The following is a 20433-nucleotide window of genomic DNA, read 5'->3' on the forward strand; positions in this document are numbered from 1 at the left end:
CGGTTTTATTCACTCATTCACAATTCGCTCATTCGCTCATTAATTAATAGCCTGGATTTTGGTATTGTGCCTTGTTCGGATCCTGTAAGGCGTCGAGTTGGCTCTGCGGAATAGGGCGCAGCATGTGGAAATCCTGCACTTTTGGTGCGGCATCCGGATTGCGCGTTTTCAGGCGGCTTACCAGCAAACCACGAACGGCCAGATCCGGCCAGCGCAGGCTTTCTCCGCACAGTTCGCGCGCGCGCTCATCCATGATAAAGTCGAGCGTAACCTGTGAGGGCGATGTTACTCTAATCCGCTCATACCGGGCGTTGATCTGTGCTGCACTCAGACCGGGACGGTAAGCGGCCCGTCTTTTCAATACATTGATCAGGTCAACGGCTTCGGTTGCTTTGCCGGTTTGCATTGCTGCTTCCGCTAACGTCAAATACGTTTCAGACAGCTTGCTCACCGGGAACGGACGGCCCGAAGCATCCTGGAAATTGGCGCGTTGTTTAGCGTCGTATTTCTTCAGGTTCGGGTAAAGATTCAGGGCGCGGTTTGAAGGCAGGAAGAACTGCGATGGTCCGACAATGAAGTAATTCTTCTTCCGTGTTCCGGTCAGGGCTTTGAGCGAGTCGGCCATGCGGTCGGTTTGCGTCAGATAGATCGCCGTGTCACCGATAGCCAGCCCCATGGTAGCCAGGCTAGCCACGTAGGTTTTGTAGGCATCCGTTCCTGCTGCGTCGTACGTATCAGCTTTCCAGACCATCCGAAACGAATTATCAAAACGGCTGTCGTTGGTACGGTCCGCAAAAGCTGATTCGAGCAGCCATTTCGTCGGAGCAAAGTGGCGCAGGGGCCGACCGTATTGCAGCACCCGCGTCGTGAAAATGGTTTTTCCCGCCAGGGCAGCATTCGGGTAGTTGCTCGGCACAGCCTGCTGGTAATTTGGGTTAAACATGTTGTTCGCAATGTTCACCTTATTGGCAAAATCCGTGCCTGGGCTGGGTGACTCATTGGCGGCGTTGTTCAATGGCATCCGTTCAACTGAGAAAAGAATCTCCGAATTGTAGTCGTTGCCTTCTTCCATTACCTTACCAAAATCCTGCTGGAGTGCTGTTCCGTACGTTCCCTGGCCGTCGATTAGCTTCTTAGCATTATCGTAAGCTTTCTGGAAATCATCTCCTTGCTTCACCGGCGAATAACCCCGAAACAGATACACTTTCGCCAGCAAATGGAGCGCTGCCGCCTGGGAGAGCTTGAAAGCCCCCGCCGGACGAGTTACGGGCAAATTAGCGCTGGCAAAAGTTAAATCCTCAATCATGGTCTGGTAATCTTTGGTCAGCACCTCGTTGACGGGGAGACGAAAGAACTCCGTCGTCGGAGTCGAGTTGAATTTCAAATCACCGGAACCCAGGTTTACCGGAACCGCGCCAAACTGCTGAACCAGCAACAGGTAATATTGCGCCCGCAGGTACCGCGCCTCCGCAACGAGAACGGTCTTGGCCGCTTCATTCATCTGAACATTGGGGGCAAAATCGATCACCGCGTTACACAAGTTAATGTGCCAGAAATTACGGTTCCAGGGCGTTTGAATAGCTCCGTCACTCGCCGTGAGTCCGTAGGTACCTTCCTGGTAGGCGTCGCCGCTTAGACTCTGGTCGCCCATTGTCCACTCGTCGGTGCCCATGTTGGCAATATCCAGCGCTCCGATGGGACCGAAGTCATAACGAAGGCCCGCGTAAGCCGCTGTCACGGCACTTTGTAGACCAGTAGCTGATTTAAAATAATCCGGTGTAAAAACGGTGTATGGTTTTTCTTCCAGTATATCGTCTTTACAGCTCATAGGTAAGACCAGCAAGGCGACAGCCATCAGGACTACGCTTAGTGGACGAACGATAGAGGATTTATAATTCATTTTCATATTCCGTATGGGTTCTTGAATTAAAAGCTAAGATTGACACCAAAAATAAACGACCGAGTTGGTGGCGTGCTTAACGAAATGGTCAACGCACGGTTTGGCAGGTTACCGCCACTTTGGATAAATCCGCTGGTTCCGGTTCCGGTTGGCTCGGGGTCAATGCCTCCCGCTTTCACGTAGGGCGAGAACAACAGGAATGGGTTCAGCGCCTGCACGTATACGCGAATGGAATTGGTTTTCAGACGATCCAGGATTTTCTTATCGAAGGTATACCCCAGGTTCATGCTTCTGATTTTGACAAACGAGGCATCGTAATAACCCAGCGTTGTCCAGGCCGTGCTGGCATTTGGCGGGTTAATTTGCGACGAAGGCATCGGGAAGTCATTCGTTGGGTTGGTTGGGGTCCAGTAGTCAACGGCCAACTGGTTGCGGCGGCCATCGTCGATGGTCAGGTAACCCGCCAAAGGCTGGTGAATGCCGCTCACCAGGGTTCCGCCAATGCGGGCGTAAGCCACAAACGAGAAATCAAATCCTTTGTAAGAAAACCGATTGGTCAGACCACCCTGAATCTTGGCTTGTCCGCTACCGATGATCGTCCGGTCGTAGTCTGCATCAATCTTGCCATCGGGTTTACCTTCCGGACCGCTAACATCCTGCACTTTAATTTGCCCCGGAACCTGACCGTATCTGGCGGCTTCTTCGGATTCGTTAATTTGCCAGATGCCTAGCTTTTTGTAGTCGTAAATGGCGTTAATCGGGTAACCTACGTGCAATCCGTTGGGAATGTTCCGAACGAAACCATCCTGTAAACCAAGCAGTTTGTTGCGGTTAAAGAAGAAGTTCAGATCCGTTGACCAGGTAAAACCCGACGATGTTTTAACGTTTACACTGCTCAGGGCTACTTCCAAACCTTTGTTCTCCATCCGACCAATGTTGGTCGTGAAGTTACCCGGAATTCCCGATGAAGATGGCAGCGCCAGACCGTAGAGAATGTTACGGGTTTGCGCGCTGTACCAGTCCACTGACCCCGTCAGGCGGTTACCCCAGAAACCAAAGTCAAGCCCGACATTTGTGGTACGTGTATATTCCCAATCCAGCGCTGTGTTTGGCGCCGCATTGACGTAGTAACCGCTTTGAATATCCCGACCGTAATTGTACAAAATAGGAACGTTTGTGCTACCGTTTGCGATCGTATTGGTTACACCACCCAACGATGAGTAAGGCGCAACAGCCTGGTTCGATGTTTCACCCCAACCCGCCCGTAATTTCAGGTTCGTAATCACTTTGACGGGGCTCATGAAGGCTTCGTTTGCAATGTTCCAGCCCAGTGATATAGCCGGGTAGTTGTGCCATTTCTGCGCCAGCCGCGAAGACCCATCCCGGCGACCCGTTAGCGTGATCAGGTACTTGTCGTCGTAAGCGTAGTTCGCCCGGAACATATAGGAAATCAACCCCCAGGTCGATTCTGAACCACTCAGCGTTGGCCGGTTTGTCGAGGATTGTTTGGACTGCCCCAGGTTGTAGAACTGAATAAAATCCTGGTCGATGGAATCCACCTTCGCGTAGCTGTTATACGTACGATCCGTTTGTCGGCTATACAATCCAGTCAGATTGATCCGGTGCTTTTTGGCAATGGTTTTTTCGTAGGTCAACAGGTTTTCAATGGTGTAACCATATCCTTCGATGTTGTTAACGCTGGCCGTATTACCGGTACGAACCCGGAAGTAGCTATCTGCTCCCTGAAACTGCGCCTGTTGTTCCTGGCGGTAGTCCAGACCGATATTCAAGCGGTATTTCAACCCATCAATGATCTGATATTCACCATAAACGCTGTTAAAGGTGCGTAGGCGGCGTTTCCGGTCAACCCAGTTGTTATCGTTGTTGTTAAGCAATAATGGACTGTAGGTTCCAGCCTGGTCATCCACGTTACCAGCAGGCGACCGAACAATATTGCCATCGGCATCGTAGGCCGGCATCAGCGGACTTAATGCCAAAATTGGAAACATGGGATTCACAAACTGATCGCCGTTCGTTATGCCTAACGTATTGAGTGTGTTCAGGCCTATACGCAACCGCTTCCCAACCTTTGAGTCAATGGTTGCCCGTAGCGAGAAGCGCGTAAAATCCTGTCCTGGCAACACGGTAGTTTGTTTAAAATAACCACCTGCCAATGAGAACTGGCTGTCCTGCGTTCCGCCCGATAAGCCAACGCTGTTGTCGGTAATGTACCCATTTTTGTACATCAAGTCCTGCCAGTCCGTTGAACGGCCAGTTGCAATCGATTCCAATTCCTGCTGAAAATAGCCCCCGTTAAACGGTGAAATGTCCCGCAAGGCCCGGTACTGCTCGGGACTATATACTGGATATTTCCGCGCCACGGAGCTAACGCCATAGTATGAATTGACAGTCAGACGGGCCGGACCCGCTTTGCCCCGTTTCGTAGTTACCAAGATAATACCGTTGGCACCCCGCGATCCGTAAATGGCTGTTGCCGATGCATCTTTCAGAACCTCAACGGATTCTACTTCATTTGGATTAATGTCGTTCAGGTTTCCGCCTTCGAACGGAATCCCGTCTAAAACGATTAGCGGGTCGTTGGACCCATTGATGGAGCGCTCGCCCCGAATACGAATCTGGGCACCAGCACCCGGCTTGGAACCGATCTGCTGTACCTCCAGACCCGCCGCCCGGCCTTGTAAGGCCTGCTGTAGGTTGGCTACGGGCACTTCCCGCAAAGCTTCGGAACCAACTGAAGCAACAGAGCCGGTAATGTCGCTTTTCCGCTGCGTACCATAACCGACTACAACCACTTCATTGAGTGATTTAATGTCCGTAGCCATCTTGACATTGATGGTTGACTGGCCACTAACCGGTACCTCCTGGCTCACATAACCTATGAACGAAAAAACCAGCGTACCGCCGCTATTGGGCACATTAATGGAGTAGCGACCATTAACATCCGTTACGGTTCCCGTTTGCGTTCCCTTTAACAGAATGCTTACGCCGGGTAGTCCCCCACCCTGGTCATCCGTTACCGTGCCATGCACAGCTGCGTTCTGTGCCTGAGCGCTGAATAAGCTACCTAACAAGAGCAACACGACCGACAGTAAGAGTCGAAGCTGCCTCAAGAGAATGTTAACCATTGGCGGAGCACTTGCACGCTGTACGCAGAATGGCTTTGTGAAGTAAAAATTAAGAATCATCGTTTTAATTATCAGTTAGTTATAGGTTTTCACTGATTTTACCGAAGATCAAGCCAGTCTGAAATGAGTAGCAGGCAGTAATGGCCTCCTAGATCTGGCTTTTTCCCTTTGGAGCCTAAAAATCCTACTTTTTTTTATACAATGCAATCGGTTGCAGTATATATTTTTTAGAATAGTTAAATTTTACAGTCGAAATGTACTGTTTTGGAGAAATATCGTCGGATAAGCTTAATAGAGTTTGTCTCTATTAGTCCCTAGAAACAGGTTATTCAATTTTCCTATACTGATTCTTTCTTAAGTAAAAATCAAATCTTTTACTCAAGTACCTGAATAGTAGTAGCTTGTAAAATTATTTATTATAATTAGAGAAATTGTTGAATAAGTTTCCGACTTTCAGAAACCGATTGCAGCAGTTTATTCAAAGAATTGCTTTTATCTTACGACACCGCTTTTCGAGTTACTAACCTCATGGAGAAAGAAATTACGATTTATGATATTGCCAAGTTGCTCAATCTCTCTCCCGCTACTGTTAGCAGGGCACTGAATGACCATCCGGCAATAAATAGCAACACAAAGAATATCATTACGACGGCGGCCAAAGAGATGGGCTACCGTTCGAATACGTTCGCTAGTAATCTCCGCCGCCAACGGACCAATACCATTGGTGTTATTGTTCCTCGCCTAAATAGTAACTTCATGTCCTATGTTCTGGCAGGCATGGAAAAGGTAGCTAACGAAGCGGGTTACAACCTGATTATCAGCCAGTCGTTAGAGTCTGTCAAGAAAGAAATAGCCAATGCAGAAACCATGTTCAACAGCCGGGTAGACGGTTTACTAGTCTCCCTTGCCTACGATACAGACAGCATTGATCACTTTGATAAATTCGTCAGAAAGCAAATTCCGCTATTATTTTTTGACCGGGTAGCTGCCCATAAGAATTGCACAAACATTATTATTGATAACGTTCGGGCTGGTTACGAAGCCACCGAACATCTCATTGAACAGGGATGCCGTCGCATCATGCACGTTACCGGAAATCTAAAGCGAAATGTTTACGCCGACCGTTTAAAAGGCTATAAACTGGCATTGATGGACCATAACCTAGTTTTTGATGATTCGTTGCTGCTCGTCACTGACCTCAGCCGCGAAGCTGGTCTGCAAGCGGCCCGCCGGATCGAGGCCCTGGATGAAAAACCCGATGGACTATTTGTTACCAATGACTTGTGCGCCGTTAGCTGCATGGGCGAATTAAAGCAGGTAGGTCTATCCATTCCGCAAGATATTGCCGTAGTTGGCTTTAATAATGATCCTGTTTCTCAGGTAGTTGAACCCAAACTGACTACCATTCACTACCCTGGTCAGGAAATGGGCGAAATGGCGGTACAGTGCTTAATTAACCATTTAAATGGCACCATGAGCATGACTAGCACAAATACCATCGTTTTACGGTCTGAGCTACAGATTCGGGCTTCTTCGCTTCGCAAGTAGAATGAGTATTGTAACCGATTTCAAAGGCTTATTTTAGTCCTTCCAAAGCAAGCTTCATGGCTTCGAGCTGGCGTTTTCGTTGCAAAATTATTGGGGCTGCCACACGTTCCCGACAGTCGAAAATACCGCAGCGCTCACAGGTTTCATTCACAATCCGAATGGGGATTTCAGGCGATAAGGGGTTCAAAAAGCGCATCTTGGTCCGTAGTGTATCCGTCATTTTGAAACACATGGATACACTCATATTCTCTTGTTGGTGAGGCTGGTACGGCTGCGCTACCGACACGATAAAATAGGTCTGCTCCGAGTCGGCGTAGGTGGAGAGCTGAGCCCGGCACAAGGCTCCTCCGAAATTTTTATGCTGCTGCGTAAACGATAGTTCCTGCAGAATAGTAAGCGCAATCCAGCGACGGCAGAAATGCTCATCAACAATGCCTTTCGGGCCCTGGTGGCGTGAAAGGTGCATTTCTTTTGTTAAATGGTAGCTTGTCTTTCCGCTTGTATTATTGATCCGGTAGAAGAACAGCTGATCAATGCCAAAATACCGGGGTAATAAGTTACTCAATCGATAGAAAAAGCGCTCTGGAGTAGCCCGGCACGACTGAATTAGTTCCAGAAAGCCGTCGTTGCTCCAGCTTTCCCGGTTGAAAAGCTCCTGAAGTCGCTCGATTAGCATGGTGCGGCGAATCAAGATGGCCCCAGCGAAATAAGAAGCCTTGTAGTTGTTTAAGATCTGTTCCCAGGAATCAGCCTCTACGTACGCATACGTTAATGGACGATTTTTAAGATTCAGAAACCGAAAGCCAACCTCACGCGCCAGGATAAACAGCCGCTGCTCCTCCGATAGATGCCCATTCAGATACAGCGTACTCGACTCGGGCCGAAAGAAAGACCGCAAGGGTGCCAGATCAGGGCGAGACGCCCGGTCGAAGCGTTCTATTTTGTAGTTATAATTCGACCGCAAAAGGCTCGTTAACAAGGATTCATCGACGGGCGTATTTCCAGAGGCATATTGTTCCAGAAACCGATCTGCTTCGGCTTCAATGTCTTCGAAATAATTGTCGTGCATTTCCTGGTAAGAACGCAGCACGGACATGTAGATACGCTCAACGCTCATGTTGTAGCTACGGCCAATTTCCATGAAGGTCGAAATCATCGCACTCACTTTGGCGGGCGCTTCAGCCAGCAACTCCAGCAAGTCAGACGGATCGATGCCAAAAAGTTCGAGCGGAATTTCGGTCAGAAATTTAGAGCGCAGTAAATCGGAAATTGGCTCCAGCTTTTTGCTTAGTTTCAGCGAAACCAGCGTATCGTAGTCAACGCCCATCGCGGCGGCAATGGCGGCAATCTTATCGGTTTTAGGGTACTTACGCCCTTTTTCGATCTCGGTAAAATAAGAAACTGACAGCCCGGAAGCTTGAGCCAATTCACTGATTGACAATCCTCTATCAAGCCGTAGTTGTTTCAGTTTAAGTCCAAACAGAAGTCGAATATGATCCGTATGTACAGCCACGGCAAAGGGGTTTAATGGGAAAGATTTGAGATTTAAAGTTTAAAGTTCTTCAATCTAAGCTCAAAGTTCAAACCTTACCCGCTAAACCTTATTTTTTTATTCCGTTGAAAGTGCTTGTTTTAACAATCTTGGTACCGTCTGGCGTAGTGGTTTCCGCTCGCGCATTGATGATCAGGTTGGCTCCTCTAAATTCACCCGATGCCGAATAATCAGCGTCGTAGCTGCCAGCGCCAACTTTCAGAATATCCTTCTGCTTCTCCCAGACAAAGGTACCGCCCGATAATTTGGCCATGATTGTTTCTGTGTAAGCCGGAAACGAAATATCAAACTTAAGTTCGTCAGCAGCATTACCCGCCGACACCACAACTTGTCCATTACCGCGTTCATTAGGATTGAAGGGTAAAGTGCCCACAAGCGTTGATGCCGTGTAAGCTACATCATAGGTACCAACGTATTGTTCACGGGGGTTGACATCATCCTTGTTTTTTGACTTGCAGGAAAAAGCAAAAACCAGAACTAACAAAAATATCGTCGAGCGGATCATAAAAAGCTAGATTTTAAACGCGTTAACTCAGTGCATTAAGCTCCTATTTAAACGTAGATGTTACCAAAATACGTATATTTTTTCAGATTTAATGGGAGACATTGCGTATTAAAACCAGCCCTTATTGGCTTTGTTCAAAGTACAAACTAAGTATTTGCTTCGACGGTGGCAATTTCCTCATCAGTTAACTCATACACATGGTAAACTAACCGGTCGATTTCGTTCTCCAACGCTGAAATATCCGTCTCCGGGTTCTGCCGCTTAGCGTTCAATACGGCTTTTACGCGCTGAATAAAAGGCTGTTGATTTTCTGGGAGTAATTGCGGAATCGGGATAAGGCCAATTATCTTCGCAGTAGCTTTTAGTTGGTTCAGTCCAAGCAACGACAGGTAATAGCGGGTGGGTTTGGACTGAAGCAGCGCCTGCCAATAATAGCTTTCTTCGCTTGCCTCTTCCTGATCGCCTACGTCCCAGCCAAAACGCCATTCAGTCGATACGTCGGTTAAATCTTTGAGCAAAACGCCTTTGTTCCGTATTTTAGTCCACAGTTGCTGCTGTTTTTCGGGCACAAATTGCCAGGCTTCATCTCCCATAAATTCGGGTAACAGCGTCAGCCCGTGCGTCGTTAGGTGTGTTTTCAAATCCTGAACGGACAAGCTTTGAACTTGCGAGACAACTGCGGCAGCATTTCGCGTGGTTTTCTGCACCGACAAAATAAGCGGCGACCGGAGACCTCGCCCAAATACAGGCAGATTGCCAAAATCATGTACCTCAGTAATTTGCCAGTTCTGAAGCCACCGCCGCAAAGCTTTACCGGCCCCTACCCGAATGCTATCCGCTGGTATAATGGCCGAAAAATGCCCGCCTTGTTTTAGCAATGACAGACCACATTCCACAAAATACACGGCCAGGTCAGCCGCGCTGGCATACACGTTAAAATGGCGGGCCAGATGCAATTTCAGAGCTACCAATTCGGTAGCCCGCGCGAACGGCGGATGGCCAATTACAACGTCAAAACCGATAAAGTTTCCTTGCTCATCCAGTACTTCCGGAAATTCAAAGCGCCACTCAAACGCGGAGCGGTAATGCGCCGCCTTGGCGTCGGCTTTTAGCTCTTCTTCCACCAGATCCAACCGCTGACGAATGCGTTCTTTTTCGAGCGCAATGTTTTCCCCTGAGCGAATTTCATTGCCAAAAAGATCTACGTTATGTTCCAGCAGCGTCAGTTGGCCCCGAAATTCAGCCAGCTTTTTACGCCGTGGGTCCCGCAAGGAAACAGTCGTGCGAAACTGTTCCTTAATGCGTTGGATAAAATCCAGCATCTCAGCCTTAGCCGCTTTGGACGTTGTATTTTTATACGCTTGAACCGTTCTGATGTAGAGTTCGTGACTAAACTGCTGCTGCCGAAAAACGTCCGTCAAATCCTCTCCTAACTTAAATCGGCTTACCAAACTATTGCCTTGTTTGATGTTTATATCCAGGTTTGGAAGCGTCTTCAAATGCAGAATGCAAAGTGGCGTACCCGGCGTTAAGGCGACGTCCGTTCGCGGTTCCTCAAGCTTCAGTTTTACCTCATAAAAGGTATTTTTCAGCAGCTCAATCCACAAACGCAGTCGGCAACTTTTAACGGCATTTGTATTAATATCGACACCAAAAAGGCAGTTTTCCAGCAGTGTCTGTTTCTCATAAAACAAGGTTTCCTGCATGCGCTGAAGTGCCGGAATCGGGCGCTGGTTCTGCCGATCCAGGTGGTAGGCAAACGGCTTGCCAGTATCCCGCTCCGTAACATATAGCTCCTCATTTTCAAGCGTAATGTCGTATTCTGCGACTGGCTCGCCATTGTCGTGGTAACTCAGCACGCCTAGATCGGCCTTGATCGCAATCAGTTCGTTTAGGGCTGCCACCAGAAAACGCCCCGAACCGACCGCCGGATCGCAGATGTGCAGGTTGTTGATGAGGTCATTCACGCGTTGGCGAGCTGAAATATCACTACTACCTAAGTGTTTTTTTAAATCAGCAAAGTCAGCAACAGCGTGCTCTTTTTCCGCTATCTGTTCGTTATATTTCTCAACAACCGTTCGCCGCAGTACTGTCTGGCACATGTACAGAGGCATAAAGCCCGGCGTGTAGAACGAGCCTTGCTGGAAGCCGTTCAGCTTCTCAAAAATCAGTCCCAGCCCCGCTGCATTGATGCGTGTTTTTGCCTCGTCCTGGATCTCTTCGCGGCTTTCCGGACTAAAGTGATAGGCATTCAGAAAGTCAAGCAGATAATGCAAAGTGGAAGCCGAACCCGTCACGGGACGACCCTGCCCATCCCGTAGCACCGTCTCTGCGTAAAAAGGCATAACCGCCTCATTTCCCAACTGACTGATCTGAATGGTCTGCGCTTCCAGCTCACTCACTTCGAATAAAGAGCTATTCAGGTAAGGCACAAATCCAAAGCCTTTTTGGACCGTGGCCGAGCGTTCTTCAGGCAGACAGGCCAGCACCTGAAAAAACAAATTATTGAGCGCCTCATAGTTGGGTATGCGGTCGCAGCGCAGAAAATGCTTGTAGGAATCGCCATTGTGGTAGCTGACAATTTGCGCTTCCAGCAATTTCAGAAAGAGGATTCGGTTAACCCAGGTCAGACAAAGCTCCAGCGCTGCGGAAAAGACCAAATCCGCAGCATTTGTTTCCTCAGCTCGGTCCCCCGGCAGATTTATATAGTTGCCTTCGTACAGCTTCAAAATCGTTCGCTCCAGCAAAGACCCTTCTACAGGCTGCTGACACCGCCGAATGATCACTTTGCCGGACTCCTTCACTTCTTCCAGACCGATGATGTGTAGCAGTTCGTGGTAAAACGGAGCGCAGAATGAAGTTATACCCTCAGACTCAAGGTTAAGCAGATGCGTGGGCGACAGCACTTTCAGAAGCGGAATCAACGGTTCATCTTCAGCGCGTATACCGTTGCTGGTCAGCCGATTTTCGTATTCCTTCAGGTTGAAGTAGGTGAACGGAATCTGTTCGTTCTTTAGGTTACGAAGGTATGGTTTTACTAGCTCGTCGTAAAAAAACTCGGGTGTCTGGCGGCTTTTTTTCCCCTCGTGCCACTGCCGGAAATGCCGCGCCAGCATGGTCGATGACCCAAACAAACGCTCGAAATCTGCCGCCTCGAACAGAAACCATTCGTGGCCGTTGGTAATGGCTAGTCGCTTTAAATTCGTGTTGTCGCCTAGGATTCGTTCATTCAGGTAATGCAAAACCAGTTCATGCATCGCCCGTACGTTGAGGCTAAACAAGGTGGGCATTTCGGCCAGATCAGCCGGTGTCTTAACGCTTATGATAGCTCCGGGCCGCCCGTCTTCTGCCTGTGATGCGTGAAGGTCAATCCGGGCTTTTTTGTCAGTTCCAATCAGGTATTCCGTACCAAACCCGTTTTCGCTGAAGAAGCCAACAAGCGCTGCCTTCACAGTTTCTGGTGCGCTGTTCTCTTCTACCTCACCAAGCAAAAAACGTAGTTGGTTTTTAAAAATCTCCAGTTGCGCACGCCCGACGGCCATTCGGCTAACTGTATTTTCGAGCGACTGACGGGGCGTTAAGTAAGGCTTGGCAGCGGTGGTATTCATGAAAAAAGTATACCTGAAACAAAATCAGATGCCAAGTTACAATGATTTAGCAACAGTCTGGTCTTTTCCAGCATCATCCTTAAGGGCAGAAGCCATCTTCCCGTTCTTTTCAAGAGGCTCCAACGCTAGTCCTTTGAGCTAGAGGTAGAAATCAAAATTGCAATTAACCTACATTTTATAGGCTCTATTAGCAATTATAGACATCCTGTCTGGAATTATTCAAAGAAAGTAAACCAGATTGACTTTTTTAGCGTTAGCTTATGGTTGATACATCAACTAACTCCATGAAACATGCTATACCTGCTTTATCAGGTGGACTAAGTATCGTATTCTGTCTTCTGGCGAACCTGCTGTTTGCCCAGAATATATACACTCTCTCAGGACGCATTACCGACGCAGTTACTAACGAAGGAATTCCATTTGCCAGCATTGCTCTGAAAGGCAAAGCCATAGGAACTACCTCTGATGCCGATGGACGCTATTCCTTCAAAACGCCCCAACTCACTGATTCGCTGGTGGTTTCCAGCCTGGGTTATCAAACCACAAAAGCCGCTCTTGGTCAAACCTCTGTCCAGACCCTTGATATTTCCCTGAAAAACTCTGCCGCCACTTTACAAGAATTTAAAGTGTATGCCAAAGGTGGTGATCCAGCCTACCGCATTATTCGGGAGACCCGCCGCCGCAGTGACCAATACGACCCCAGTAAACTCAAAGCCTTCCAGTACGAGAATTACACCAAGATTGAGGCCTATATCAATAATTTCGCTAAAAAACGCAAAAAGGGCCGCCGCCCGGGTCCCGTCGGGCGCTTACTAAGTCGGCTCCCTGCCGTAACTGACGACAATGGGCTGCCCGCCGTTCCGGTTTTTGTGTCCGAAAACTATTCAGATTACTACGAGCTTCATAATCCGAACAAGTCCAAAGAAATTATTCGTAGAACCCGCATTGCTGCCGTAGGAATCAACGATGGCAGTCTGGTTTCTCAGTTTACGGGTGCGTCTTTTCAGCAATATAATTTCTACAACAACTTCCTGACGGTCCTGCGGAAGGACATCCCCTCCCCCCTGGGCTCTGCCTGGCAAACGTATTACGAATTTCACCTGATGGACACGCTGAAAGTGGGCGAATCGACTTGCTTTCAGATTGATTTTGAGCCCAAACGGCAAACGGATTTGGCTTTCACAGGCACAGTCTGGGTCGATACAACACAGTTTTCACTCGTTCAGATTGAGTCTAAAATTGATGGGCGCGCCAACATTAATTTTGTGGATGAACTACGGATCGAACAGGAATACGAGGCTACCGAAACGGGGCATCGCCTGCCAACGCTGACGCAAATCAGCATCGATATGGCCGAGGTATCGCCTAATGCGCCGGGAGCCCTCGTTCGCTTTTTTATTGCTGCCCAGGAAATCGTCGTTAATCAACCCAAAGAAGCCAAGTTTTACGAACCCGCTCTGGAACTGGCCGACAATTACAAGGAAAAAGACCCGAAGTTCTGGAACGACATTCGCCCGGCTTCGGTCACCGCCGAAGAAATGCACGCCTTTGATGTGGTTGATTCGGTTCGGAATACGCCTTTTTTGAAAACAACGGCTAAACTGCTTCAACTTAGTTTTAACGGTTACCAGCCGCTGGGTAAGCTCCATCTTGATTTTGGGCCTATTTTGTACACGTACGCCAACAATTCTTTTGAGGGCAACCGGTTTCGAATTGGTTTACGTACCAACACGGGTTTTAGCCGCCGCTGGCTATTAAGCGGTTACCTCGCTTATGGCACCCGCGACGAGCAGTTTAAATATGGCCTCAATATCGACTATGTGCTCTCTAAAAAGCCTTATACCATTGCCGGTGTTCGGTATAGTAACGATCTGGAGCAGTTGGGTATTAATGCCGAAAACCTGAACAACAATTCGCTTTTGCTGGCCTACAGCCGATTTGGCATCTACCGCCGACCCTATTATCAGGAGAGCTATTCGACTTACATTCGACGCGAGTTAGGCAGTGGCTTCACGCAGACTATTGCCCTACAAAACAGAAGCTTTCAGCCGCTTTTCCCATTTGCCTACCGTACGGAGCCTGTTATTAGTCCCGAAACAGACGTTCGAACCAGTTACCAGACTACCGAATTGACGCTGGAAACACGCTACGCACCGGGCGAATTGATGGTCCAGAACGATAATGAACGCTACAACATCACGGCCACCAATAAACCTGTATTTACCTTTCGGTATAACCTGGGCATGAGCCACGTTTTTCACGGAGATTTCAACTACCACCGCTTCTCCGCCGACTGGCGGCACTCTTTTCGCGTGGGGGTGTTGGGACGGACGTTTTACAACGTGAATGCTGGCTATATTCCTTCGACCATTCCCTATCCGCTCTTGTATACACCGCTGGGCAACGAGACGTTCTTTTACCTTTACAACGCCTATAACCTGATGAATTTCTTCGAGTTTGTCAGCGACCGCTATGTATCGCTGAAATTTGAACACAATTTCGAAGGCCTGTTTTTCAACCGGCTACCGGCCATTCGGCGGCTGAAGTGGCGTACGCTGGTGACCGCCAAAGTATTTGCGGGTAGTGTTAGTGAGAAAAACACACTGCTCATTCCCACCACCGACGAAGCGGGCCGCTCCGTGGAAGGCTTCCGGGCGTTGGGTCGCACGCCGTATGTGGAAGTGGGCTACGGCATCGACAATATTTTCAAGCTTTTTCGGGTCGATGCGCTGCACCGGCTCACGTACCGCGACAATCCAAACGTGACGCGCTTCGCCGTTAAGGTCTCTGCTTATCTAAGTTTGTAGACTTTTTCGCCAAGACGATACCAACAAAAACCCCGCGACCGTAAGCTGTCGCGGGGTTTTTATTACAGATTATCTCCTTTTTATTTCTCCATCGGATGGGCTTTCAGAAGCTGCTCCGACGAATAAAAATCCTTCTTGCTTTCAGTGGCAGCCCGGACTTTTTTCACCTGATCGGCCTGAATGGCGGCCGCCTGGTTGCCGAATGAATTGCGCACGTAGGTCAGTACGGCGGCTACTTCGTTGTCGTTGAGCAAGCCACCAAAAGGCGTCATTGGCACCTGACCGGGGTATTTTTTCCCGTTAACTTCGAGTGGCCCCAATAACCCTTTTAGTACAATCTTGATTAACCGATCTTCGTTGCCGGTTACCCACGTCGTACTGGCCAGCGGCGGGAATCCAGAGGAGACCAAGCCTTTTCCGTCTGCCTGGTGACACGTAACGCAATAGCCTTCTTTGTTATAAATGGTTTTTCCCAGCGTGAAGAGTTCGAGTTCCTTTCCTTTCAGACTAGTTTTTACGGCAACCTCTTTCTCTTTTTTAACCGGCTTATCGTTCAAGTGCGCCACCGCCGTTTCGTAGGCGTGAATCATCCAGTCGTCTAGCGGCATCTTTTTGGCTTCTTCCAGGATAGGCAGTCCTTTTTCTTTTCCGATCCAGGAGGAAGCCACGATAGCGGCCAGACGAACCCGGCTGTTTTCATCCCGAACGGCCTGCATCAGCAAATTAGCCTGATCGGGCACCTGATGCCCCGTATAACGCACCACCTGAACCGCCGCCGCCCGCGCGTGAAAATCCTTTGCTTTCAGCATTTGCCGCAGTAGCTTCTGGTCTACTTTGTTCATCCCCCAGCTTACCCACAGGCCTTCCAGCATATGGTGTTCGTAACGCGGATCGTTTTTGTCCAGTTTGGCGATCCAGGTGTTTAGTTTGGCTAATACTTCCACTGTATTCCGTCCCCGAAGTTCGCGACGGGTGCGGTAACGAGTCCGGTATTCCGGTAACTTTAGGTTATCCAGCAATTCTTCAATGCTCGCTCCGTCAACTTTGGCTGGTTTCACCAGTGGACGCGCCGGGTACGTAACCCGATATACCCGCCCATGCGAATGATCCCGCAGCGGATCGCGGGCGTTGTGCTGCATGTGACCAATCAGGATGTTGTGCCAGTCGATGACGTAAAGCGAACCATCGGGAGCAAACTCCATATCGACAGGCCGAAAATTCCGGTCTTCACTCACGATCAGATCGGCCCGGTGGCGACTTTTATAGCCGGTCCCATCATCTACGAGCGAATGCTCTTTCGTCCCCAAAAAACCAATGGTATTGTTGATTAGGAAATCGCCCTGCACTTCGTCGGGGAAATGGCGACTCGAAATAAATTCCAGACCCGAAGTTGGACGCACGCGGTGGGCTTCTTCAACCAACTGAACGGATTTATGGGTTGCCTCACCGTAGCGGGGAAAAACCGAACCCGGCATCATCCAGCGCACATCGGGGCTAGAGGTCTCGGCAAAGAAAGGTTGTCCCCATTCGTCGAAAGCAATTCCCCAGGGATTCGGGATGGAAAGCTGGGCCGTCCGTTCCAATTTACGAAGCTGCGGACTGTAGCGGTAAAAACCGCCGTTGGTTGCCCGGACGGGACCGTACGAAGTCTCCACGTCCGTGTGCAAAAACACGCCTTCGCCCGAATAAATTGCTCCCGACGGATCGACCGTAAACGCGTGACTATTGTGGTGCGTATCGTGATCATCGAAGCCGCTCAGCAGAATCTCCACTTTATCGGCCTTATCGTCGCCGTTGGTATCCTGGAAAAATTTAAGGTTGGTTCCCTGCGAAACGTAAACGCCTTCCGGCGCAATTTCGAAGCCAACGGGCAAATGCAGGCCATCGGCAAAAACCGTTTGTTTATCGGCCTTTCCGTCCCCATTGGTATCTTCCAGAATGATGATTTTATCGTTGGGCTTAACATCGCCGGGTTTGTAGTGCGGATAACTTGGCATCGTCGCAATCCAGAGCCGCCCTTTGTTGTCAAACGACATTTGCATGGGCTTGGCCAGATCCGGGAATTGCTCCTCCGACGCAAAAAGCTCAATCTTATAGCCGGGAGCGACTTTTAGCTTGTTCAGCGCATCCTGGCCATAGAGGTAGGTCAGGCTACCATTTTTCTCGGGATTGAAATTCGTTTTTACCGGGGGAAGCTGCTTGGTGTTTTTATCGGCAGCGGCCACATCCATCTTCTGACCTTTGTCAGCCGCCAGCCAGATCGCCTGGTCACGGATGTCGGTCATCTGGCGAATCTTCTCAATTTCGGCGGGGTAATTGTCTGGTCCAAACGGGTTGTACCGACGACCGTAGGCATGCACGCCATTCGGAATTTTGTAATCGTTATGCCACATCCAGTTTTTTTCCAAAACGGCGGCATCGACGAGCTGCCGGTTCTTTTCGGTCTTGGCAGGCGTTTTCCCAAAAATCTGATCGGCCAGCAAAACGCCCATTTTTTGATACCCCGCGGCATTAAGCTGCGAACCATCAATGGTCAGGTCTTCTTTACTGTCTGCATACCATTGCTGCGAAGGAGCAAACGCATCTACAAAAAGCACGGATCCAGCGCTCTGGTTGTTTTTTTCGACAACCTCTTTCATCGCTTTTGCATACAACGCCAGATTTTCGTTTTCTTTTTTGCCGTTCGGAAGATCGTATTTACCGGACAAATCCTCAAAGGCGATGGGCGATACAAGGACCAGTTGGGGCGCAGCGGTTCCGTTATATTTCTGGCTCAGTGTCCATTTGATAAAAGCATCCAATTCAGCTTTGTATTTTTCCAGACCGGCTTTTCCATTGAAGGATTCGTTATAGCCGAAAAAAGCAACAATTACATCGGCTTTCAGGCGGGTAAGCCACTGGTCGGGGTTGTCAAAATGCCCTTCACTTTGCGAATTGGTGGCTAATTCGGTTCCTTCATAAAACTTTTCGGCTCCGGGAAACGCCCAGGGCAAATTGCGGCTGGCGTGGGGGCGGAAACCGGGGGTGTCCCCGCCATCGCACATGTTGCGAATGACCAGCGAATGCTGGGGATACCGAACTTGCATTTCGGTCTCGAAAGAACCGTAATTCATCATCCTTGATCCCAGATTATTACCGAGTAAAACGATGCGGGACCCTAGCTTAATGGTTAATGATTCGGATTGACTCGACTGAAAAGCACTGAAGGCGATGAGTGCCAATCCAAAGGCGATCAGCACGCCAATGAGACTGCGCTTCCTGGGTTTAGACATTGTGGTGATCAGGATTTGTTAGGATGGCCGTAGGGCACGTTGATATCGATTTTACCTTTCCATTTTTTAGGAACGGGCTTGCCTAATTCCCAATGGATCGCGTTTATAACCAGCCGCTGAAATGACTCCACGTTGAAATCCTCGGGGTGCCCCAGCGTGGTCATAAAGGCTTTACCGCCCCACTGGTTTTTCCAGGTCCAGGCCACGGGATTATCAACCGCGTTTTTGTTGTTGGGATTAACGGCCTTACCCATCAACAAGGGCGTAGACCCTTTCGCCGGGTAATCGGGCAGCACGTGGTAGAGCCAGGAGGCGGCATGAAAGGTAGGTGCAACGCCGATCAGGATGGGATTCTTGGCTGCGGCGGGGATAATGCTGACATCGGTTGTGCTTTCGTGGCCGTAGTGCGTGTGCTTGGCCGCTCCGCCCCAACCCGGAGGACTACCAAAGGCATATTCTCCGAACGCATTCCAGGACTTGCGGTCGTCGCCGTCGGGATAATTGAAGGCGTGGGTGGTGGTTCGGAAACCCATCACGGGCTTACCCGATTTCAGGTACTCGTCAATGTATTGCAATTGTTCTTTGGGAAGCAGACGCCAGCGCAGGTAAAACACGGCCAGATCGGCTTCGCGCAGAATTTCCAGGCCCGGAATATCTTTTTCCCCCTTATAGTCCGGCACCGATGTCAGGACTTTTGTGCGCATTCCGTAGTTCTTTTCCAGTTCGGCGGCCAGCAGCGGCAGGGTAAGCTCGCTGCTGTACTCGTGATCTCCGGTTACAAACACCACTAAAGGCTTGGCTGCCTGCTGGTCTGCATTCGGCGCGGCCTGCGCCCCGGCTTTGGTCAGCGTCAATAAACCGGCCATGCCCAATAGACTCGTTGTTTGTTGGAGAAAAGCTCTGCGTTTTGTTTTCATATTGTATCACTTAGGCCTGAATCAGTAGTCATTCATTCTTTCGATAAAAGACATTCGTCCCAGAATACTACCCAAAAAAGCCCCAAATCAATTTAGAAGCGGCACTCGGCCTTCCGTAAAAGAAGTATAAATTACGTCGATCTGTCTTTATGTTTATAAGATCGGACAACGTATCAAGGTGAGTCCCCGCCTTATACCCTATTTACACCTTAATCCCCATTATCCAATTCAGTATTTATGGAGCTTTCAATTCATAACTGGATGCGCGCCGAACCCATCGAAACGACCATCCGGAGGATTGCCAAATTAGGTTATAACAAACTGGAAATTGCCGGAAGTCCCGAGCACTACGACACCAAAGTTGTCGGGAAGTTATTGAAAGAAAACGGCTTAGGCTGCTGGGGGTCTGTTACGCTGATGCTGGAAGATCGCAATCTGCTGGCTAAGGACGAAGCACAACGGGCCAAATCCATTCAATACGTCAAAGATGTGGTGCGCATGGTCAAAGAACTGGACGGCCACATGGTTTCGGTGGTTCCGGGAACAGTTGGAAAAATTGTCCCCGACGGCAGACCAGACGAAGAATGGAAATGGGCCGTAGAGGCGATGAAAGAAATTTATGACTACGCCGAGGCTTCCGGAATTTTGCTGGGCATCGAACCCATCAACCGCTTCGAGACCTATTTCGTGAATCGCGGCGACCAGGCGCTGGCACTGGCCGAGGCGGTTGGGCCTAATTGCGGCGTCTGTCTGGATACGTTTCACATGAATATTGAAGAAGAAAACCTGTTCGATGCGATTCGTCGGGCCAAAGGACGTCTGGTTGGCTTCCACGTAGCCGACAGCAACCGCATGGCTCCGGGCATGGGGACGCTAAACTGGCCGAAAATCATTGAAACCCTCCACGAAGTGGGCTACGATGAAGTCCTTTCGGTGGAGTTCTGCTCGCCCCTGGACCGCACTCCGGCCAACCCTTACCCCAACTCCATCGACGAAAACCCGCAGGGGCTAAGTCCCGAACAGAAGAAGTTTCTGGAAGACCACGGAAGCTCATCCGTCACGGAGGAGTTTTATACCATGCTCACCCAAAAATCAATCGATACGCTTTCAGCCCTGATTAAATAAGCGGTCTGGCGGTTTTTGAGTAATCAGCCGAAACCAGACACAAACAAACCTGA

At 49.4% G+C, this 20433-nt stretch carries 10 protein-coding genes; 3 read left to right on the forward strand and 7 right to left on the reverse strand.

Features of this window, described 5'->3' with window-relative positions:
• Positions 1-43: 43 nt before the first annotated feature.
• The gene (locus L0Y31_RS16715) at positions 44-1906 is read right to left on the reverse strand and encodes a RagB/SusD family nutrient uptake outer membrane protein (RefSeq protein ID WP_234734221.1); all 1863 of its coding nucleotides are present in this window, start codon (positions 1904-1906) and stop codon (positions 44-46) included.
• Between the two features lie 20 nt (positions 1907-1926).
• Positions 1927-5106, reverse strand: a complete 3180-nt coding sequence (locus tag L0Y31_RS16720) for a SusC/RagA family TonB-linked outer membrane protein (protein ID WP_234734222.1) — start codon at positions 5104-5106, stop codon at positions 1927-1929.
• 468 nt (positions 5107-5574) lie between these two features.
• Between L0Y31_RS16720 and L0Y31_RS16725 the strand changes: the two genes are divergently transcribed.
• Complete coding sequence (locus L0Y31_RS16725; RefSeq protein ID WP_234734223.1) at positions 5575-6594, forward strand: LacI family DNA-binding transcriptional regulator; 1020 nt, start codon at positions 5575-5577, stop codon at positions 6592-6594.
• 28 nt (positions 6595-6622) lie between these two features.
• Here L0Y31_RS16725 and L0Y31_RS16730 read toward each other — a convergent pair whose 3' ends face one another.
• The 3 genes from L0Y31_RS16730 to L0Y31_RS16740 all read right to left on the reverse strand — a co-directional run bounded on the left by L0Y31_RS16730 (position 6623) and on the right by L0Y31_RS16740 (position 12259).
• The gene (locus L0Y31_RS16730) at positions 6623-8107 is read right to left on the reverse strand and encodes a helix-turn-helix domain-containing protein (protein WP_234734224.1); all 1485 of its coding nucleotides are present in this window, start codon (positions 8105-8107) and stop codon (positions 6623-6625) included.
• Positions 8108-8195: 88 nt separating this feature from the next.
• Complete coding sequence (locus L0Y31_RS16735; RefSeq protein ID WP_234734225.1) at positions 8196-8651, reverse strand: hypothetical protein; 456 nt, start codon at positions 8649-8651, stop codon at positions 8196-8198.
• A 146-nt stretch (positions 8652-8797) separates the two neighbouring features.
• Entirely contained in the window at positions 8798-12259 is a 3462-nt protein-coding gene (locus L0Y31_RS16740) for an Eco57I restriction-modification methylase domain-containing protein (protein WP_234734226.1), read from the reverse strand.
• Positions 12260-12543: 284 nt separating this feature from the next.
• Here L0Y31_RS16740 and L0Y31_RS16745 point away from each other — a divergent pair, with 284 nt between their 5' ends.
• Positions 12544-15066, forward strand: coding sequence for a DUF5686 and carboxypeptidase-like regulatory domain-containing protein (locus L0Y31_RS16745; protein WP_234734227.1), 2523 nt, complete (start codon positions 12544-12546; stop codon positions 15064-15066).
• Positions 15067-15146: 80 nt separating this feature from the next.
• Here the strand turns inward: L0Y31_RS16745 and L0Y31_RS16750 are convergent, their stop codons facing one another.
• Complete coding sequence (locus L0Y31_RS16750; RefSeq protein ID WP_234734228.1) at positions 15147-18338, reverse strand: PVC-type heme-binding CxxCH protein; 3192 nt, start codon at positions 18336-18338, stop codon at positions 15147-15149.
• An 8-nt stretch (positions 18339-18346) separates the two neighbouring features.
• Positions 18347-19255 (reverse strand): ThuA domain-containing protein, encoded by a 909-nt coding sequence (locus L0Y31_RS16755; protein ID WP_234734229.1) that lies wholly within the window; start codon positions 19253-19255, stop codon positions 18347-18349.
• Between the two features lie 237 nt (positions 19256-19492).
• Here L0Y31_RS16755 and L0Y31_RS16760 point away from each other — a divergent pair, with 237 nt between their 5' ends.
• Positions 19493-20380: a sugar phosphate isomerase/epimerase family protein gene (locus tag L0Y31_RS16760; RefSeq protein WP_234734230.1), complete on the forward strand. Its 888-nt coding sequence runs from the start codon at positions 19493-19495 to the stop codon at positions 20378-20380.
• Positions 20381-20433 lie beyond the last annotated feature (53 nt).

It is taken from the genome of Tellurirhabdus bombi (genome assembly GCF_021484805.1).
Taxonomy (GTDB): Bacteria; Bacteroidota; Bacteroidia; order Cytophagales; family Spirosomataceae; genus Tellurirhabdus; species Tellurirhabdus bombi.

What these genes read in the sequence shown, in the direction of transcription:
- L0Y31_RS16755 (WP_234734229.1), bottom strand. Translation starts at nt 19,255, where the DNA reads ATGAAAACAAAACGCAGAGCTTTTCTCCAACAAACAACGAGTCTATTG.
- L0Y31_RS16760 (WP_234734230.1), top strand. Translation starts at nt 19,493, where the DNA reads ATGGAGCTTTCAATTCATAACTGGATGCGCGCCGAACCCATCGAAACG.
- L0Y31_RS16725 (WP_234734223.1), top strand. Translation starts at nt 5,575, where the DNA reads ATGGAGAAAGAAATTACGATTTATGATATTGCCAAGTTGCTCAATCTC.
- L0Y31_RS16715 (WP_234734221.1), bottom strand. Translation starts at nt 1,906, where the DNA reads ATGAAAATGAATTATAAATCCTCTATCGTTCGTCCACTAAGCGTAGTC.
- L0Y31_RS16740 (WP_234734226.1), bottom strand. Translation starts at nt 12,259, where the DNA reads ATGAATACCACCGCTGCCAAGCCTTACTTAACGCCCCGTCAGTCGCTC.
- L0Y31_RS16720 (WP_234734222.1), bottom strand. Translation starts at nt 5,106, where the DNA reads ATGATTCTTAATTTTTACTTCACAAAGCCATTCTGCGTACAGCGTGCA.
- L0Y31_RS16745 (WP_234734227.1), top strand. Translation starts at nt 12,544, where the DNA reads ATGAAACATGCTATACCTGCTTTATCAGGTGGACTAAGTATCGTATTC.
- L0Y31_RS16735 (WP_234734225.1), bottom strand. Translation starts at nt 8,651, where the DNA reads ATGATCCGCTCGACGATATTTTTGTTAGTTCTGGTTTTTGCTTTTTCC.
- L0Y31_RS16750 (WP_234734228.1), bottom strand. Translation starts at nt 18,338, where the DNA reads ATGTCTAAACCCAGGAAGCGCAGTCTCATTGGCGTGCTGATCGCCTTT.